Origin of the sequence: Spirosoma validum (assembly GCF_014699035.1) — a bacterium.
Lineage (GTDB): Bacteria > Bacteroidota > Bacteroidia > Cytophagales > Spirosomataceae > Spirosoma > Spirosoma validum.
Genome location: NZ_JACXAA010000007.1, coordinates 160,770 through 174,847, shown reverse-complemented (window position 1 = coordinate 174,847; position 14,078 = coordinate 160,770). Strand labels below are relative to the sequence as shown.

The following is a 14,078-nucleotide window of genomic DNA, read 5'->3' as shown; positions in this document are numbered from 1 at the left end:
TGGTGATTGAGTAAAAAAACGCTGATTCCCGATTATAGGAACGTATCCATGTTGTATACTGAACCGAGTTGCAGCCATCGGATTAGCCAGCTTTACTGCTATTAACTATGGTCTCTAACGACGAACTAATTCGCATTATCGATTTATTAAATACCACCTACGAGGGGGAAGAAGCCTGGCATGGCCCGTCGGTGGTCGACGTACTAAGTGGCGTAACGCCCGATATGGCTGGTCGTCGGATTGCCCCCAACACGCACAGCATCGCCGAACTGGTTTTTCACATGACCAGCTGGCGGATTTTCTGCGTGAAGAAAATGCAGGGCGACGAAAAATTTGACATCATAACACCCGATAAAAACTTTGGCGCGTTGCCCGAGAAAATTGATGATTTCGAGTGGGAAGCTCTCGAAATGGAATTGAGTCTAAGCCAGGAGGAACTCGTTAACGAACTCGACAAGCGCGACGATGATGAGTTTCTGGAAGATATCGTACCGGGGCGTGATTATACGTATTATGACATGCTGCACGGAATCATCAACCACGATATGTACCATACCGGCCAGATCATGATCCTTCGAAAAGCATTATCCTTCAAAGGAACCGGCTCAAAATATGACGACGATGACGATGTCGACGATTACGGTTCAACGTATGGCAGTAGTCAAGAACACGACGATTATTACTGAAATATAGTGAAGAATGTAGACCGGGCCGCCGGTGCGGTGAAAACTGGAGAATACCTCCTCTACATTATTCTTCACATTTCACCGCACCGGCGGCCCGGTCTACATTCTTCACTATCATTGAATTTCTGGCTCGTTAAATCCGAACCCGATAAGTACGGGTGGCATCATTTTACTGAACAGGCACGCGCTGTGTGGGATGGCGTACGCAATTACCAGGCGCGTAACAATCTGAAAGCCATGCAACTGGGCGATCAGGTATTGTTTTATCATAGCATCACCAGTCCGGGCGTCGTTGGGTTGGCGAAGGTAGTGCGAGAGGCCTACCAGGACCCAACCGCACCCGATGATCCGCGTTGGGTGGTCGTCGAGTTGGAGCCTGTTATGGCGCTGGAAAAACCGGTTTCACTGGCGCAGATTAAAGCCGAACCCCTCCTGGCCAACCTCAGTCTGATTCGACAATCCCGCTTATCGGTGATGCCTGTCCGCCCGAATGAATTTGAACTGATTTTGGCAATGGGCAGAGAATAAGCCGTTGAGTGCATAAAACTTGACTACCTATCTTTGGAAATGCGTGCTTCCCCGGGAATCAACGTTCAGCTATTGGTTGTTGTATTCGCCCAATTTGCCGGTACGTCTCTCTGGTTTGCCGGGAATGCCATCCTGCCCGAACTTCAACCCCTGCTGAAGATGACTGGGCTTACCAGTTGGATTACTTCCGCGGTACAAATTGGCTTCATTACCGGTACGTTGCTCTACGCGTTACTGGCTATACCCGACCGTTTTCGGTCAACCTATGTCTTTCTGGTATCCGTTACGTTAGCGGCTTTTGTGAATCTGAGCTGGCTGTTTCTGCCGATAAAGGCTGAAACGATTCTAGTTAGCCGATTCATGACGGGTTTTTTCCTGGCAGGCGTTTATCCTGTAGGTATGAAGATTGCCGCCGACCGGTTTAAATCTATTTTAGGAAAAGCAATGGGGTTTCTGGTGGGGGCACTGGTTTTAGGGACGGCCTTTCCGCACCTGATACGTGGACTAGACGCAAGTTTGCCTTATCGTACGTTGATGCTTTCCGTCAGTCTACTAGCTGTGAGTGGAGGCATTTTGTTGACGTGGGTTGTACCCACTACGTCTGGTCAGGCTCGTGGCCGTTTCTTTCGCTTCCAGGTACTGACTTCGTTGGTTAAACCATCGGGCTTTCGGCCCGCTATGTTGGGGTATTTCGGCCATATGTGGGAGTTATACACCCTTTGGGCTTTTCTACCGACTCTGATTGTCTATTACAAACAAGAACATTCTGACGTAGCGTTAATGGGTTCGCTCTGGGCGTTTGGGTCTATTGCAGCAGGGGCTTTAGGATGCGTAGTTGGCGGCTATTTTGCTTTACGAGTCGGGAGTGCACAGGTTGCCCGGCTTCTGTTGCTAATATCAGGCTTGTGTATCATCCTGACACCGCTGTTCATAGCGGCCCCACCTTTTCTGTTTGGCCTGTTTCTGCTGGTTTGGGGAACCTCGGTAGCTGGCGATTCGCCCCAGTTTTCAACCCTCGTTGCCAATTATGCCAGTACAGAAAACCGGGGAAGCGTTCTAACCCTGGTTACGTGTTTTGGCTTTCTCCTCACCGTAATATCCATCCAATTGATGGCCTGGTTAATCGACCAGGTTGGTATGTCGGGCTGGCTGTTCTATATGTTGCTTCCCGGACCGGTATTAGGACTTCTTGCTATGCGACGAATGAGCCAATGTGATTGACTAGATGGAGCACACTGATCAGCCACGTAGTGCCAGGTCGCTTCTAAAATAAATTCAGCGTTACCAGCCGCGATAAAAATTGGTAGCATCCCGTCTTGGTGCGGTCGAGCGATTCGGTTAGCTTACTCAGTTGTGCGTCAATAACCCTCGTCGTGTATTCATTGATGGATGGATTAAAACAGGGGTCTTTCGATAAACCCAGACAGCTCATGCCGCAGGTTACGTTAAGGCGTAAACGCTGAAAGCGATTTTTGAGCTGGCTTAGTGCATTGAAATAGTCTATAGCGCGTTGTTGCAGCCTTCGATACGTAAGGTGTTGCAGTAGCTCGACCAGAATGGTTAAGAGCTGCTCTATTTCCAATTCTGTGTTTATTGTCGATTTTATCCAAGGCTGGTCCTGATTTCGGCAGGTTGGGTCGTCCGAAAATTCGTCTTCCATCGCCAGCGTGAGCAGTAAGTCTGTCATTGTCGTAGAATGGATAGTGAAAACGTTCTACGGCAAAAGTAGGTGCTTTACTTGGCCTCCATTCTGACGCTCGTCATCTGGTTAGCTGAGTTTTGTTAATTGTGAACTAATTGACCCTATCCGTTTATCTGCTTTGTCTAAAGCCAGGGAAAGCAACTGGTCATTGGAAGGCAAAATAAATGAACATAGCCACGAATGCAGCCACCAGCGTGTTGAGGAAATTGACCGCGTCATTGGGCAGGGAACCTTGACGTTCGAGCGTAGCTCCCAACACGGAGTCGGATAAATTGCCGATTGTGCCGGCCACTAAAATCCAGATGACATGCCAGCTCCAGCCAAATCCAATGGCATACAAAGCCGCAATCAGGCAGCTTCCCAGAAATCCTAGCAAAGTGCCTTCGAGACTAATTACACCGTCTAATCCTCTCGAATCGGGTCGTAGGGTAAGGATATTATAAAATCGGCGGCCATATACATTGCCTAATTCGGACGAACACGTATCCGCCGTTGCTGACGCAAAACCCGCGGCTAACATGAGTCGAAATAAATCGGCTTTGGCCGGATAGAGCCAGGCTAGTAATCCTAAAATGCCCGCTACGCCCGCATTGGCCATGGCTTGCGAAGCCGTTCGTCGACCTTTGTTTGGCTCCGCCAGACCAACCGCTACTTTGTCTTTTAGTCGCCAGGAGGTAACAAACGAACCTAAAACGAAAAACAGACCCAGCATCGCTAAGCCGGTTAGGCCAGCTCCCAGGAAAATAGCGAATCCTAACACACCCCCGGTTAAGGCTCCTGTCTGGTTGAGTTTACCTGCTTTTACACTCAGGAACATGCCCACGATGAGAATGCTCAATACAAGCCAGTACTGTAGCTGCATACGTAGTTGATGAAAGGGGTTGACCAGATTAGGCTTACCGCTTCAATAAATTTTTGGAAAAGAATGGAAGCATCTTTTGTTCAATACGTTCGGCAATGCGGTTCAGGTGATCGCCCTCGTATTCCTCATACGTATGGGGGAGCTTATAGCTGGTCAGCACCTGATCTAAAACCTTGATACTAGCCGCAATGCTTTGATCCCGGTTGCCCGCATCAAAGGCCAGCGCCGTCAGTTGCTTCAGGTTTGTTACGTACTGATCAATCATGGCCAAAGGAGCGTTAGCGGCCCACTTAGCGGCAATAGTTGGTTGCAATTGTCCATTTTCAATCGGCAGATCTGCGAAAAATGGGGGCTTGGTCGGATTGGGTGACCAGGCTGCTGCTGAAGCGAACGTAGCCTGGGTGCCAAAATCCGCTTTCTCAATATCCTCCGGGCTTTTGACGGCTTCCAGCTTAGCAATCGCTTCCGGACTCACGGGTCGATTGTTTCCGGGCGTGAGGCAACAGGGACTGAGGAGATAGAGACTGGAAAAAATTTCCGGATGTTTCTGGCCAATCCGCATACTCCCATAACCGCCCATCGAATGGCCGGCCAGGCCACGACTAGTCGATTTGGGAATCGTGTGGTAGTGCTGATCAATGTAGCTTACCAGTTCTTTTGCCACAAAATCCTCCCAATTCCCTGTCGTTGCTGAATTGGAATACATACTGCCCCGATAACGGGTACATGCGTTGGGCGTAACGATGATCATTTCCTGTAGCTGACCTTCGCTGAAAACCTTGTCCACAACAGTTGGCAGATTGATCCAGTGCTTGGTAACGCCATACCACTGTGCATCATTATCCGTAAATCCATGCAAAAAATAGACGACCGGGTAACGACGCTTTGACTCGGCTTTGTAGCTGGGAGGCAAATAAATCGATACGTCCCGATCGGGTGAATCACCTTCCAGATTACCTTCCAGCCCTTTTCCGTGTACTTTGATACGTTCTACTGAACCCCGTAGTGATGTTTGACTGTGAACAGCTGAAAAGAAAAGCAGCAGAAAGATACCGGTAAGGGCATACCGATAAAAGGAAGGATTGACAGGCACGTTTCGATTCATGGCAAACGAATTAGCAGACATGAACCAAAAGTGGATGCGCTGATATATCTAATCTAAAATAAATCCCTTATGCTCGTCTTTTCAACTGACTACGCTTCTACACCTGACGCGTTGACGGGCAGAGAGTTTATAGGAATGTTGATTCTCTCCATAGCGAATATCCGTAGAGGATCGTAATTTTGTGCTTTACGAAATAGACTTGATTCATCGGTCAATTTGCCAATATAGCTGACTAGGTAAGACAGGGTGAACCCTCTTTCTGAGGTGCATTCCCCTGTCTTACTTATTAGCAAGCAGTTCTGATTCTGATAACGTACAACGGAAGACTTTCGACCGCTTCTGTGGTCCGATGTACGTTTTAGCGAAATATGGTTAGTATACAACTGATTACCCCGGCCCCCTGGGACGAATACGAGTTGATTGATTCGGGCGATTTCCAGAAACTCGAACGCTTCGGCGACTTCATCCTGTCCCGTCCCGAACCACAGGCCATCTGGAATAAGTCCCTGTCAGACAACGATTGGGAGCGTCGGGCGCATGCCATTTTTCGGCGCGATCGCCAGTCACCTGAGCGGGGGGACTGGCAGACCACGCCGGATATGCGTGATCCCTGGTACGTTCGATTTCGGCAAGGAGGCCTGAACCTGAAATTCAAACTGGCGCTGACTACGTTCAAGCACGTCGGCCTGTTTCCTGAACAGGCCGATAACTGGCTCTACATTCATGATAAAATCAAGGCGCTTTCGGTGGATGTTCCGCGGCCGAAGGTGCTGAACCTGTTTGCCTATACGGGCGGAGCTTCATTAGCCGCCCGCCAGGCCGGAGCCGACGTAACGCATGTCGATGCCGTAAAGCCGGTTATCAGCTGGGCTCGGGAGAACATGGATCATAGCGAGTTGGACAATATTCGCTGGGTGGTGGAAGATGCAGTTAAATTCGTTCGACGTGAAGTCAGGCGTGGTAATCGGTATAACGGTATCATTCTGGACCCACCTGCCTACGGTCGCGGACCCGATGGGGAAAAATGGGTCTTGGAAGAGCATCTGAACGATTTGCTTAAATCCTGCGCTGATCTGCTCGACCGATCGGATTTCTTTTTTATCATTAACCTCTATTCGTTAGGATTCTCGTCACTTATTCTGGACAACCTCATCCAGCAGATCTTCGGTAACGTACCGAATTCCGAGTGGGGCGAGTTAGCCGTTACCGATCAGGCGCAAAAGAAACTACCTTTGGGGGTGTTTTATCGGTTCTCGTCATGAGGAAACGTCAAAGAGCGAACGAACGAACGAATGAACGAGTGACTGGCTGGCGTAAAGCTCTTTCACCAATTTGGTCATTGGCTCTTTCGCTTTTTATAGTGCTCATGCTCGTTGGGTGCGGTAACGACAACCGGCAGTCGGCTCGTATTCCGGATTTCCCGAAACCGGGTGATAGTAGCCGGGCCGAGGGCGCGCTACGTGCCCTAACGAGAGCCATCAATCAGTCGTCGCCTGCGTCTGCCTATGCTAAACGGGCCGTTATTTTGCTAGCGATGGGACGCGTGGCCGATGCGCTGGAGGACATTGACGAAGCGATCAGCCGAAATGATAACGCCGGATCGTATTACCTGACACGTGCCCAGATTCTGCGGGCCCTTCGTAAACCCGACAAAGCCTTGCAGAACGCACAACGCGCTGAGATTCTGGGGATCGATACGCCGGAGTTGTATACCTTGCAGGGCGATTTATTGCAACAGCAAAATCAATTCGACAAAGCGAAACTATACGTAGCGAAAGCGTTGCAGATGGCTCCTTACGATGGAGAAGCTTATTTTTTTAAAGGTCTCTTAGCGGCTCGCGAGGGCGATACGGTGCAGGCGCTGACACTGTATCAACAATCACTGCGATTAAAACCGCGCTATCTGGAAACCTATAATCAGTTGGCTTCGCTGTATCGGACCCTGCGTAACCCCGATGCTGCTTTAGTCTACAACGGCCAGGCGCTACGGTATTTTCCGAACAACGCCAGGCTCTATTATGGCCGGGGGCTTATTTACCACACATCCCGGAAACTCGACAGCGCAATTGCCTGTTATCAACAAGCTATACTAGTACAACCGACTTATTATCAGGCGTATTTTCAGACGGGATTGATTAACCAGGCTTACCGACGTTATTATCCCGCGCTGGCAAGCTATCAGCGAGTTCAGCAACTAAGGCCCCAATTTCCACGTATTGATACGTACATTGGCTATTGCTACGAGCAGTTGGGGCAGTATGATCTGGCCATTGAGGCTTACACTAAAGCGACCCAGCAAAATGTAGCTGATCGACAGGCCAATGCGGGATTATGGCGGTCACGTCGTCGACAATACTCGCGGAACTCCTTATTTTTGCCAGAAGCATCGGACGAAGCCGTCAACGCAGCCAAAAGTCGTACGCAACTGGATACGAGTCGGGTGCGTATTTCGACGATTCAGCCAAAAGCTCGAACGTCAACCGGCTCCAGCGATTCGCTCCGACGAAGCGTAAAACCGTTGAATTAGTGAAGCATGAAGACCGGGCCGCCGGTGCGGTGAAAAATGAAGAATAACAATCACTGAAGTATTCTTCATTCTTCACTAAAAAGTTAAGTGGCTTACAGTTGTAGGTAAGCTGCGGGTACCCACAAACTAAATTAGTACGAAATGATTGCGCAGGACGAACAAATCCGCGTTACGTTACCCGACGGTAGCGTTCGGCAATATCCCAAAGGAAGCACTGGGTTAGAAATTGCTGCTCAAATTAGTGAAGGTCTGGCGCGTAATGTGCTGGCTGCCAAAGTCAATGGGGTTGTGCAGGATGCCACGTGTCCTATCGATCAGGATGCCAACGTCCAACTTCTGACGTGGAATGATGCGGAAGGTAAATCAACCTTCTGGCATTCATCGGCTCACTTACTGGCCGAAGCACTCGAAGCGCTCTATCCGGGCGTGAAGTTTGGTATTGGACCCGCCGTTGAAACAGGTTTTTATTATGACGTAGATCTTGGTGGACAGCCGTTTTCGCAGGAAGACTTCAAGAAGGTAGAGGATAAAATGCTTGAACTGGCCCGCCAGAAACAGGCATATATCCGCAAGCCAGTGAGTAAGGCCGACGCTATCGCTTATTTTGACCAAAAAGGTGACCCGTACAAGCTCGATCTGCTTGAAGGCCTGGACGACGGGACTATTACGTTCTACACCCAGGGCGATTTTACGGACTTGTGCCGGGGGCCACACATTCCGAACACGGGTTTCATTAAAGCCGCTAAACTGATGAACGTAGCGGGTGCTTATTGGCGCGGTAACGAAAAAAATAAGCAGCTGACCCGGATTTACGCGGTTACGTACCCCAAACAGAAAGAACTCGACGATTACTTGTATCTGCTCGAAGAAGCCAAAAAGCGCGATCACCGCAAGCTGGGTAAAGAGCTGGAGTTATTTGCCTTTTCGGAGAAAGTAGGAGCGGGGTTGCCCTTGTGGCTTCCGAAAGGAACCATGCTGCGCGAACGGTTGGAAAGCTTTCTGCGAAAGGCGCAGATACGGGCAGGGTATTCGCCCGTCGTAACCCCCCATATTGGCAGTAAACAACTCTACGTAACGTCGGGTCACTGGGAGAAATACGGCGAGGATTCGTTTAAGCCAATCAGAACCCCCGATCCGAACGAGGAGTTTTTGCTGAAGCCAATGAACTGCCCGCATCACTGCGAGATCTACAAAACCAAACCGCGTTCGTATCGAGACTTGCCGCTACGTTTAGCCGAGTTTGGAACGGTGTATCGATACGAGCAGTCGGGCGAGTTACACGGGTTAACCCGCGTACGTGGTTTTACGCAGGACGACGCTCACATTTTCTGTCGCCCCGATCAGGTGAAAGACGAGTTCATGAAGGTAATCGACCTGGTGCTCTATGTCTTTAAATCACTTGGGTTCGAGGATTATAGTGCGCAGATTTCGTTACGTGATCCTGAAAACAAAACGAAGTATATCGGTTCTGACGATCTGTGGGAAAAAGCGGAGTCGGCCATTATTGAATCGGCAGCCGCAAAAGGGCTACCGACCGTAACGGAGTTAGGCGAAGCCGCTTTTTACGGGCCTAAGCTTGACTTCATGGTGCGGGATGCACTCGGTCGGAAGTGGCAGCTCGGTACCATTCAGGTCGATTATAACCTGCCCAATCGGTTTGAACTGGAATACATTGGCGCCGACAACCAGAAGCACCGGCCTGTCATGATTCACCGGGCGCCATTTGGCTCGATGGAGCGGTTTATTGCGATTTTGATCGAAAACACAGCTGGTAATTTTCCGCTCTGGCTGTCGCCCGATCAGATTGCGATTCTGCCGATTTCGGAGAAGTACGAAGATTACGCTAACGATCTGTTTTTTAGTCTACAGGAACACGATATTCGTGGTTTTGTGGATTTACGAGACGAGAAAATCGGCCGGAAAATTCGGGATGCGGAGGTAAATAAAGTGCCGTATATGCTTATTGTTGGTGAGAAAGAGGCTGCTGATGGCAAAGTCTCTGTCCGGCGTAAAGGCCAGGGTGATCTCGGCAGCATGAGCGTTGAGGAGTTTGTCAAAGCTTTCCAGGCAGAAGTAAAAATGTAAGTTATTGAATCGTCGGGCGATAGTACGTGATGGCTAGCGACTAGCTCACTACGTACCATTGCCTGACGACTATTGACTAGAATGAGTATTTTCAATAGTTTCCCGAACTTTTTATAACTCGCTATGTTATCCAAGCGACTTTATCGTCAATTTAACAATTAGTCACCCTAAACACAATTTATGGCATTACCCCAACGCAGACCACCCCGTCGCGTGGTTGAAGAACCCTACAAAGTAAATGAGCGCATTCTGGCCCGTGAAGTACGGGTGGTCGGTGAAAATGTAGAGCAGGGAATCTACGATATAAATAAGGCGCAGGCACTGGCTTCGGCACAGGGCCTTGACCTCGTTGAAGTATCACCCAACGCTGTGCCGCCTGTCTGCCGCATTGTTGACTATTCCAAGTTCAAATACGAGCAGAAGAAAAAGCAGAAAGAAATTAAGGCGAATGCGACAAAAGTCGTTATCAAAGAAATTCGTTTCGGTCCCAACACCGATGATCACGATTTTGAGTTTAAGCTCAAACATGCAATTAACTTTCTGAAAGAAGGCGCGAAAGTAAAGGCTTACGTGCAGTTCGTTGGGCGGGCAATTGTCTTTAAAGATCGCGGTTTCCAGCTATTGGAGCGCTTTTCGAAAGGGCTGGAAGATTATGGCAAAGTGGAAGCTGAGCCGAAACTTGAAGGCAAACGTATGAGCATGTTCCTGTCGCCAAAAGTTGTTGTGGCGAAAAAATAAAGTGGTCGGATGCTGGTAAATTGCTACGTATAAGAGCACTATAACTAGCTATTAAACGATAAAACCCTGGATAGACTGTCGTTAAAAGATACGTCTGTCCGGGGTTTGGTTTTCCTAGTAACTGGCACTAGTTGAGTTACTGACGACTATTGGCTTACATCCGTTGGTTATCGACTTTATTTCGTATCTTTGCGGCCTGTTTACTCAAATTTTTCCATAAAAGCGGTTTACTGCAATGCCAAAAATGAAAACTAATTCGGCTGCCAAGAAGCGTTTCAAGCTGACCGGTACCGGAAAAATTAAGCGGAAGCACGCCTTCCACAGTCATATTCTGACGAAGAAAACAACCAAGCAGAAGCGCAATTTAGTGCACGATACGCTGGTTAATGGTTCTGATGAGCGTCGTGTCAAAGCGTTGCTGGGCATCTAAGAACAAAAAAAGGACGCGGTTGCGTCCTGGTTTCACGTTTCACCCGAGGCCAGGCCAAAAGAGAATGAAGAATGAAGAATGAAAAATGAAAAGTAGAAGAATCAACAAACTATTCTTCACTCTACATTTTACACTCTACACTTTTCTTCCGCCTGTCATCAAAAAACAACTAACAAAACAATGCCACGTTCCGTCAATCACGTTGCCTCACGGGCGCGTCGAAAAAAAGTAATGAAGCTGGCCAAAGGTTATTTTGGTCGGCGTAAAAATGTTTGGACGGTTGCTAAAAATGCCGTCGAAAAAGGGTTAGGCTATTCCTACCGCGATCGCCGGGCTAAGAAGCGCGATTTCCGTGCGCTCTGGATTCAGCGGATCAACGCTGGTGCCCGCATCAACGGTCTTTCATATTCAGTCCTGATGGGTGCTCTGAACAAATCAGGAATCGAATTAAACCGTAAAGTACTGGCTGATCTGGCCATGAACCACCCGGAAGCATTTGCCGCCGTTGTGGAACAAGTAAAGTAAACAGACTTGATTAAACAAAAAGCCCTGGTGATTAGCCAGGGCTTTTTGTTTGTATATAGTACAGAATTCGGCTGTGGAGATTTCTGCACCAACCGCTACGTTGCTTTACGCAACTTGTCCAATTCCTAAGTCTTCCTGCAATTGCCCGGCTGTTCTTAGCAGCGTATCGAGCTGTTCCTGAACAGCAGGTGTGAGTGGATCAACGACCCGACGCGTGTAAAGCGAAATCGGTAGACCGCGTTTTTGAAGTGCGTATTTAGCCGCAGTAGGATAAGCCGTGTGTAGTAAATCCATTGAGTCAACCAACCACTGCTGAACGCGCTGAACATCGGTTTCGCGTTCTTCGTTATCGTAGTTTTCGCACAGCCAGACAATCAGTTCGGGAACGTAATTCCCCTGAATGCAGGATAGCCCGGCGGCCCCGGCTTTTAATGACGATACAGCGTTAACCATGTAAGCATCGTATAGGCCAAACTTATAACTCTCAGCCACCGCTAGTCGACGCGCAACTTCATCGGCATCCAGACTCGTGTCTTTATGGTAAATGATACGTCCCGTCGGTAAAATATTCGCCAGAAGCTGACTGCTAATAAGTCGCTTATAGGGAACCGGGCATTCGTATAAACCCAGGGGAATCGCGACCGTCTGATTCATGAGCTGGTGCAGATTATCAAGAAAGACAGCATCCGAATCTTCGGGAAAAGCTAGTTGACAGGTTGTTAAAATCACCGCCTGTATGCCCGTATCATAAATGCGTTTAACGAAATCGGCCTGATGGAGCATGGTACCACCAAAGGAACCCGTAGCGACGACCGGTACCCGACCGGCCACCTGCTTAACGACATGTTTTGTTACGTCCAGCCGTTCGGATTCGGTAAGCTCATACATTTCGCTGGACAGGCAGTTGGCAAACAGACCGGCCGCACCCGCTTCTAGGTAAAAGTCTGTTAGTCGGGAGAGTCCGGTATAGTCAACTTCGCCTGAGTCGAGGAAAGGCGTAAGCATAACCGGAATGAAACCGTGTGGGAGCGAGGATTGTGTACTATTCATTGGAAAAGATACTATAAAGTGGCTGCATACGAAGTACTAAACCAGGTTTTACGTTTCGGTTAGCCGTCAATTTTGCAACAACGGAGTCAACCAATACCAAGTGCAAAACAAATCGATTATTACCCGTAAACTCATACTCTTCCCGATAATTCTTTAATGGTTATTTTACCGGAACCTCAACATCAAGGGTTGCTACCTCTTTTCGCCGAATGCGGGTCAGTAGCAAACCTACCAGAAAAATCGTTAGGGTGCCGATAACGATAATCATGCTGTGATGAAAAGGGCTGCGAAGGGCGGCATAGGCGTCGGGAAGCTGGTTCGAAAAGGTCATCCAGATAATGACCAGCAAACCGACTAACGTAGCGGTCAGGGCTTCGGCGTTACGTGTCATCTTCGAAATCATCCCCAGGAGAAATAAGCCCAGCATGCCTCCCGCAAAAATGCCTGACAACAACCACCAGACGTCCAGCACGCTTTTAATGCCGATCATAGCAATGCCGGTGCCCATCCCCAGCAGCCCAAAAAACGTAGTGGCGGTGTATAACAGCCGCATGGTCTGCCTGGAAGATAGTGACGATTTGATGTATCGTTGGTAGATATCAACCGAAAAAACGGTAGCTGATGCGTTCATGCCCGAACTGATGGTGCTCATCGCTGCCGATAAGATAGCGGCTACAATTAACCCGACCAATCCCGCTGGTACTTTGTTGACCATGAAATGCGGCATCACTTTATCGCCAATATCGGCGGGTTTGAGTGTAGCCGCCAATTGCTGAATGGCGGCCTGGCTACCACCTGGTAAGCGTTCGGAGGCTACCTGCCACTTCACGGCATTCAGCATGTCAGGATTCGCCTGATAATAAGCGTATAGTGAGGAACCGATCACGAAGAACATGAGCGAGGCCGGTACATACAGATAAACACATAGCCAGATTGATCGGCTGGCTTCCCGTGCCGACGTCGTGGTATGATACCGCTGCACGTAATTCTGATCCATACCGAAATTGTTCAGATTCATGAAGAACCCGTACAAGAGAACGACCCAAAACGTCGACTGGGTAAAGTCAGGTGCAAAACTGCCCAGGCTGAATTTATCATCAGCCTGCCCAATGGAAACAATTCGATCGACACCCCCGGACATTCCCTGAATCACCAGCCATAAAATCAGCAGTGCTCCGCCGGTTTTGACGACTCCCTGAACAACTTCCGTCCAGATAACGGCCTCCATGCCGCCCAGTACCGTGTAAATGATAATACAAGTGCCTACCACGACCATGATAGTGGCCATCGGGTAACCCGTCAACGCCTGTAAGCTAAGTGCAATTCCAAAGAAGATCGACCCCATTCGGGCCAACTGCGTAAGCAGAAAACAGATAACGGCATACGTTCTGGCCCAGGGACCAAAGCGGTGCTCCAGATGCGTATAGGCCGACACCTCACCAGTATGGCGGTAAAACGGGACAAAAAACTTTGTTGCTACCCAGGCGGCTAACGGCATAGACAAACTAAACACAAACGAGTTCCAGTTACTGCCGAATGCTTTACCCGGTACGCCCAGAAACGTATTGCTACTCAGGAACGTAGCATAAATCGACATCCCAATAGCCCAGCCCGGAATTTTGCCCGAGGCCGTCGTAAACTGATGAGCGTTCTGTTGACCAGACGCTTGATTCTTTCGGGAAAAATAAACTCCAACGGCTACCATGCCCACTAAATAGAGCGCAATAACCAGCAAATCGATAATTGGGAGTGATTTCATTATTCAGGGACACGTTCTGCTATAAAAAGACATGGTCCCTGATTTATACCAGTCAATCACGCAGAAAATAAACGATCAACG

General features: G+C 49.0%; 14 protein-coding genes. 9 read left to right on the top strand and 5 right to left on the bottom strand.

Annotated features, from left to right (window positions below; translation table 11 throughout):
• Positions 1-107 precede the first annotated feature (107 nt).
• From IC230_RS19320 to IC230_RS19310, 3 genes are all read left to right on the top strand, one after another.
• The gene (locus IC230_RS19320; protein ID WP_191040685.1) at positions 108-686 is read left to right on the top strand and encodes a DinB family protein; all 579 of its coding nucleotides are present in this window, start codon (positions 108-110) and stop codon (positions 684-686) included.
• A 117-nt stretch (positions 687-803) separates the two neighbouring features.
• Positions 804-1,214 (top strand): EVE domain-containing protein, encoded by a 411-nt coding sequence (locus IC230_RS19315; RefSeq protein WP_191040870.1) that lies wholly within the window; start codon positions 804-806, stop codon positions 1,212-1,214.
• A gap of 39 nt (positions 1,215-1,253) precedes the next feature.
• Positions 1,254-2,435: an MFS transporter gene (locus tag IC230_RS19310; protein WP_191040684.1), complete on the top strand. Its 1,182-nt coding sequence runs from the start codon at positions 1,254-1,256 to the stop codon at positions 2,433-2,435.
• Between the two features lie 43 nt (positions 2,436-2,478).
• Here the strand turns inward: IC230_RS19310 and IC230_RS19305 are convergent, their stop codons facing one another.
• From IC230_RS19305 to IC230_RS19295, 3 genes are all read right to left on the bottom strand, one after another.
• Complete coding sequence (locus IC230_RS19305; protein ID WP_191040683.1) at positions 2,479-2,901, bottom strand: hypothetical protein; 423 nt, start codon at positions 2,899-2,901, stop codon at positions 2,479-2,481.
• 160 nt (positions 2,902-3,061) lie between these two features.
• Entirely contained in the window at positions 3,062-3,778 is a 717-nt protein-coding gene (locus tag IC230_RS19300; protein ID WP_191040682.1) for a DUF92 domain-containing protein, read from the bottom strand.
• Positions 3,779-3,812: 34 nt separating this feature from the next.
• Complete coding sequence (locus IC230_RS19295) at positions 3,813-4,904, bottom strand: alpha/beta hydrolase (RefSeq protein WP_223860720.1); 1,092 nt, start codon at positions 4,902-4,904, stop codon at positions 3,813-3,815.
• Positions 4,905-5,251: 347 nt separating this feature from the next.
• On the opposite strand from IC230_RS19295, the gene IC230_RS19290 reads away from it, so the two are divergent.
• The 6 genes from IC230_RS19290 to rplT all read left to right on the top strand — a co-directional run bounded on the left by IC230_RS19290 (position 5,252) and on the right by rplT (position 11,188).
• Entirely contained in the window at positions 5,252-6,145 is an 894-nt protein-coding gene (locus IC230_RS19290) for a class I SAM-dependent methyltransferase (protein ID WP_191040681.1), read from the top strand.
• Positions 6,142-7,410 carry a tetratricopeptide repeat protein gene (locus IC230_RS19285; protein WP_223860719.1) on the top strand — a complete coding sequence of 423 codons (1,269 nt, stop codon included), beginning with the start codon at positions 6,142-6,144 and terminating at the stop codon, positions 7,408-7,410. Before IC230_RS19290 ends, IC230_RS19285 begins: the two co-directional genes overlap by 4 nt.
• Before the next feature lie 141 nt (positions 7,411-7,551).
• Complete coding sequence (gene thrS, locus IC230_RS19280) at positions 7,552-9,495, top strand: threonine--tRNA ligase (RefSeq protein WP_191040680.1); 1,944 nt, start codon at positions 7,552-7,554, stop codon at positions 9,493-9,495.
• Between the two features lie 180 nt (positions 9,496-9,675).
• A complete protein-coding gene (gene infC / locus IC230_RS19275) occupies positions 9,676-10,233 on the top strand; it encodes a translation initiation factor IF-3 (protein ID WP_191040679.1) in 558 nt (185 codons plus the stop codon).
• 235 nt (positions 10,234-10,468) lie between these two features.
• Positions 10,469-10,663: a 50S ribosomal protein L35 gene (gene rpmI, locus IC230_RS19270; protein ID WP_191040678.1), complete on the top strand. Its 195-nt coding sequence runs from the start codon at positions 10,469-10,471 to the stop codon at positions 10,661-10,663.
• Positions 10,664-10,843: 180 nt separating this feature from the next.
• Positions 10,844-11,188 carry a 50S ribosomal protein L20 gene (rplT, locus tag IC230_RS19265; RefSeq protein ID WP_191040677.1) on the top strand — a complete coding sequence of 115 codons (345 nt, stop codon included), beginning with the start codon at positions 10,844-10,846 and terminating at the stop codon, positions 11,186-11,188.
• A gap of 105 nt (positions 11,189-11,293) precedes the next feature.
• Here rplT and IC230_RS19260 read toward each other — a convergent pair whose 3' ends face one another.
• Positions 11,294-12,238 carry a dihydrodipicolinate synthase family protein gene (locus IC230_RS19260; RefSeq protein WP_191040676.1) on the bottom strand — a complete coding sequence of 315 codons (945 nt, stop codon included), beginning with the start codon at positions 12,236-12,238 and terminating at the stop codon, positions 11,294-11,296.
• Positions 12,239-12,398: 160 nt separating this feature from the next.
• The gene (locus tag IC230_RS19255; RefSeq protein ID WP_191040675.1) at positions 12,399-13,997 is read right to left on the bottom strand and encodes a sodium:solute symporter; all 1,599 of its coding nucleotides are present in this window, start codon (positions 13,995-13,997) and stop codon (positions 12,399-12,401) included.
• Between the last annotated feature and the right edge of the window lie 81 nt (positions 13,998-14,078).

Coding starts and splice junctions, on each gene's coding strand:
- IC230_RS19320 (WP_191040685.1), top strand. CDS start 108: ATGGTCTCTAACGACGAACTAATTCGCATTATCGATTTATTAAATACC.
- IC230_RS19310 (WP_191040684.1), top strand. CDS start 1,254: ATGCGTGCTTCCCCGGGAATCAACGTTCAGCTATTGGTTGTTGTATTC.
- IC230_RS19305 (WP_191040683.1), bottom strand. CDS start 2,901: ATGACAGACTTACTGCTCACGCTGGCGATGGAAGACGAATTTTCGGAC.
- IC230_RS19300 (WP_191040682.1), bottom strand. CDS start 3,778: ATGCAGCTACAGTACTGGCTTGTATTGAGCATTCTCATCGTGGGCATG.
- IC230_RS19295 (WP_223860720.1), bottom strand. CDS start 4,904: ATGTCTGCTAATTCGTTTGCCATGAATCGAAACGTGCCTGTCAATCCT.
- IC230_RS19290 (WP_191040681.1), top strand. CDS start 5,252: ATGGTTAGTATACAACTGATTACCCCGGCCCCCTGGGACGAATACGAG.
- IC230_RS19285 (WP_223860719.1), top strand. CDS start 6,142: ATGAGGAAACGTCAAAGAGCGAACGAACGAACGAATGAACGAGTGACT.
- thrS (WP_191040680.1), top strand. CDS start 7,552: ATGATTGCGCAGGACGAACAAATCCGCGTTACGTTACCCGACGGTAGC.
- infC (WP_191040679.1), top strand. CDS start 9,676: ATGGCATTACCCCAACGCAGACCACCCCGTCGCGTGGTTGAAGAACCC.
- rpmI (WP_191040678.1), top strand. CDS start 10,469: ATGCCAAAAATGAAAACTAATTCGGCTGCCAAGAAGCGTTTCAAGCTG.
- rplT (WP_191040677.1), top strand. CDS start 10,844: ATGCCACGTTCCGTCAATCACGTTGCCTCACGGGCGCGTCGAAAAAAA.
- IC230_RS19260 (WP_191040676.1), bottom strand. CDS start 12,238: ATGAATAGTACACAATCCTCGCTCCCACACGGTTTCATTCCGGTTATG.
- IC230_RS19255 (WP_191040675.1), bottom strand. CDS start 13,997: ATGAAATCACTCCCAATTATCGATTTGCTGGTTATTGCGCTCTATTTA.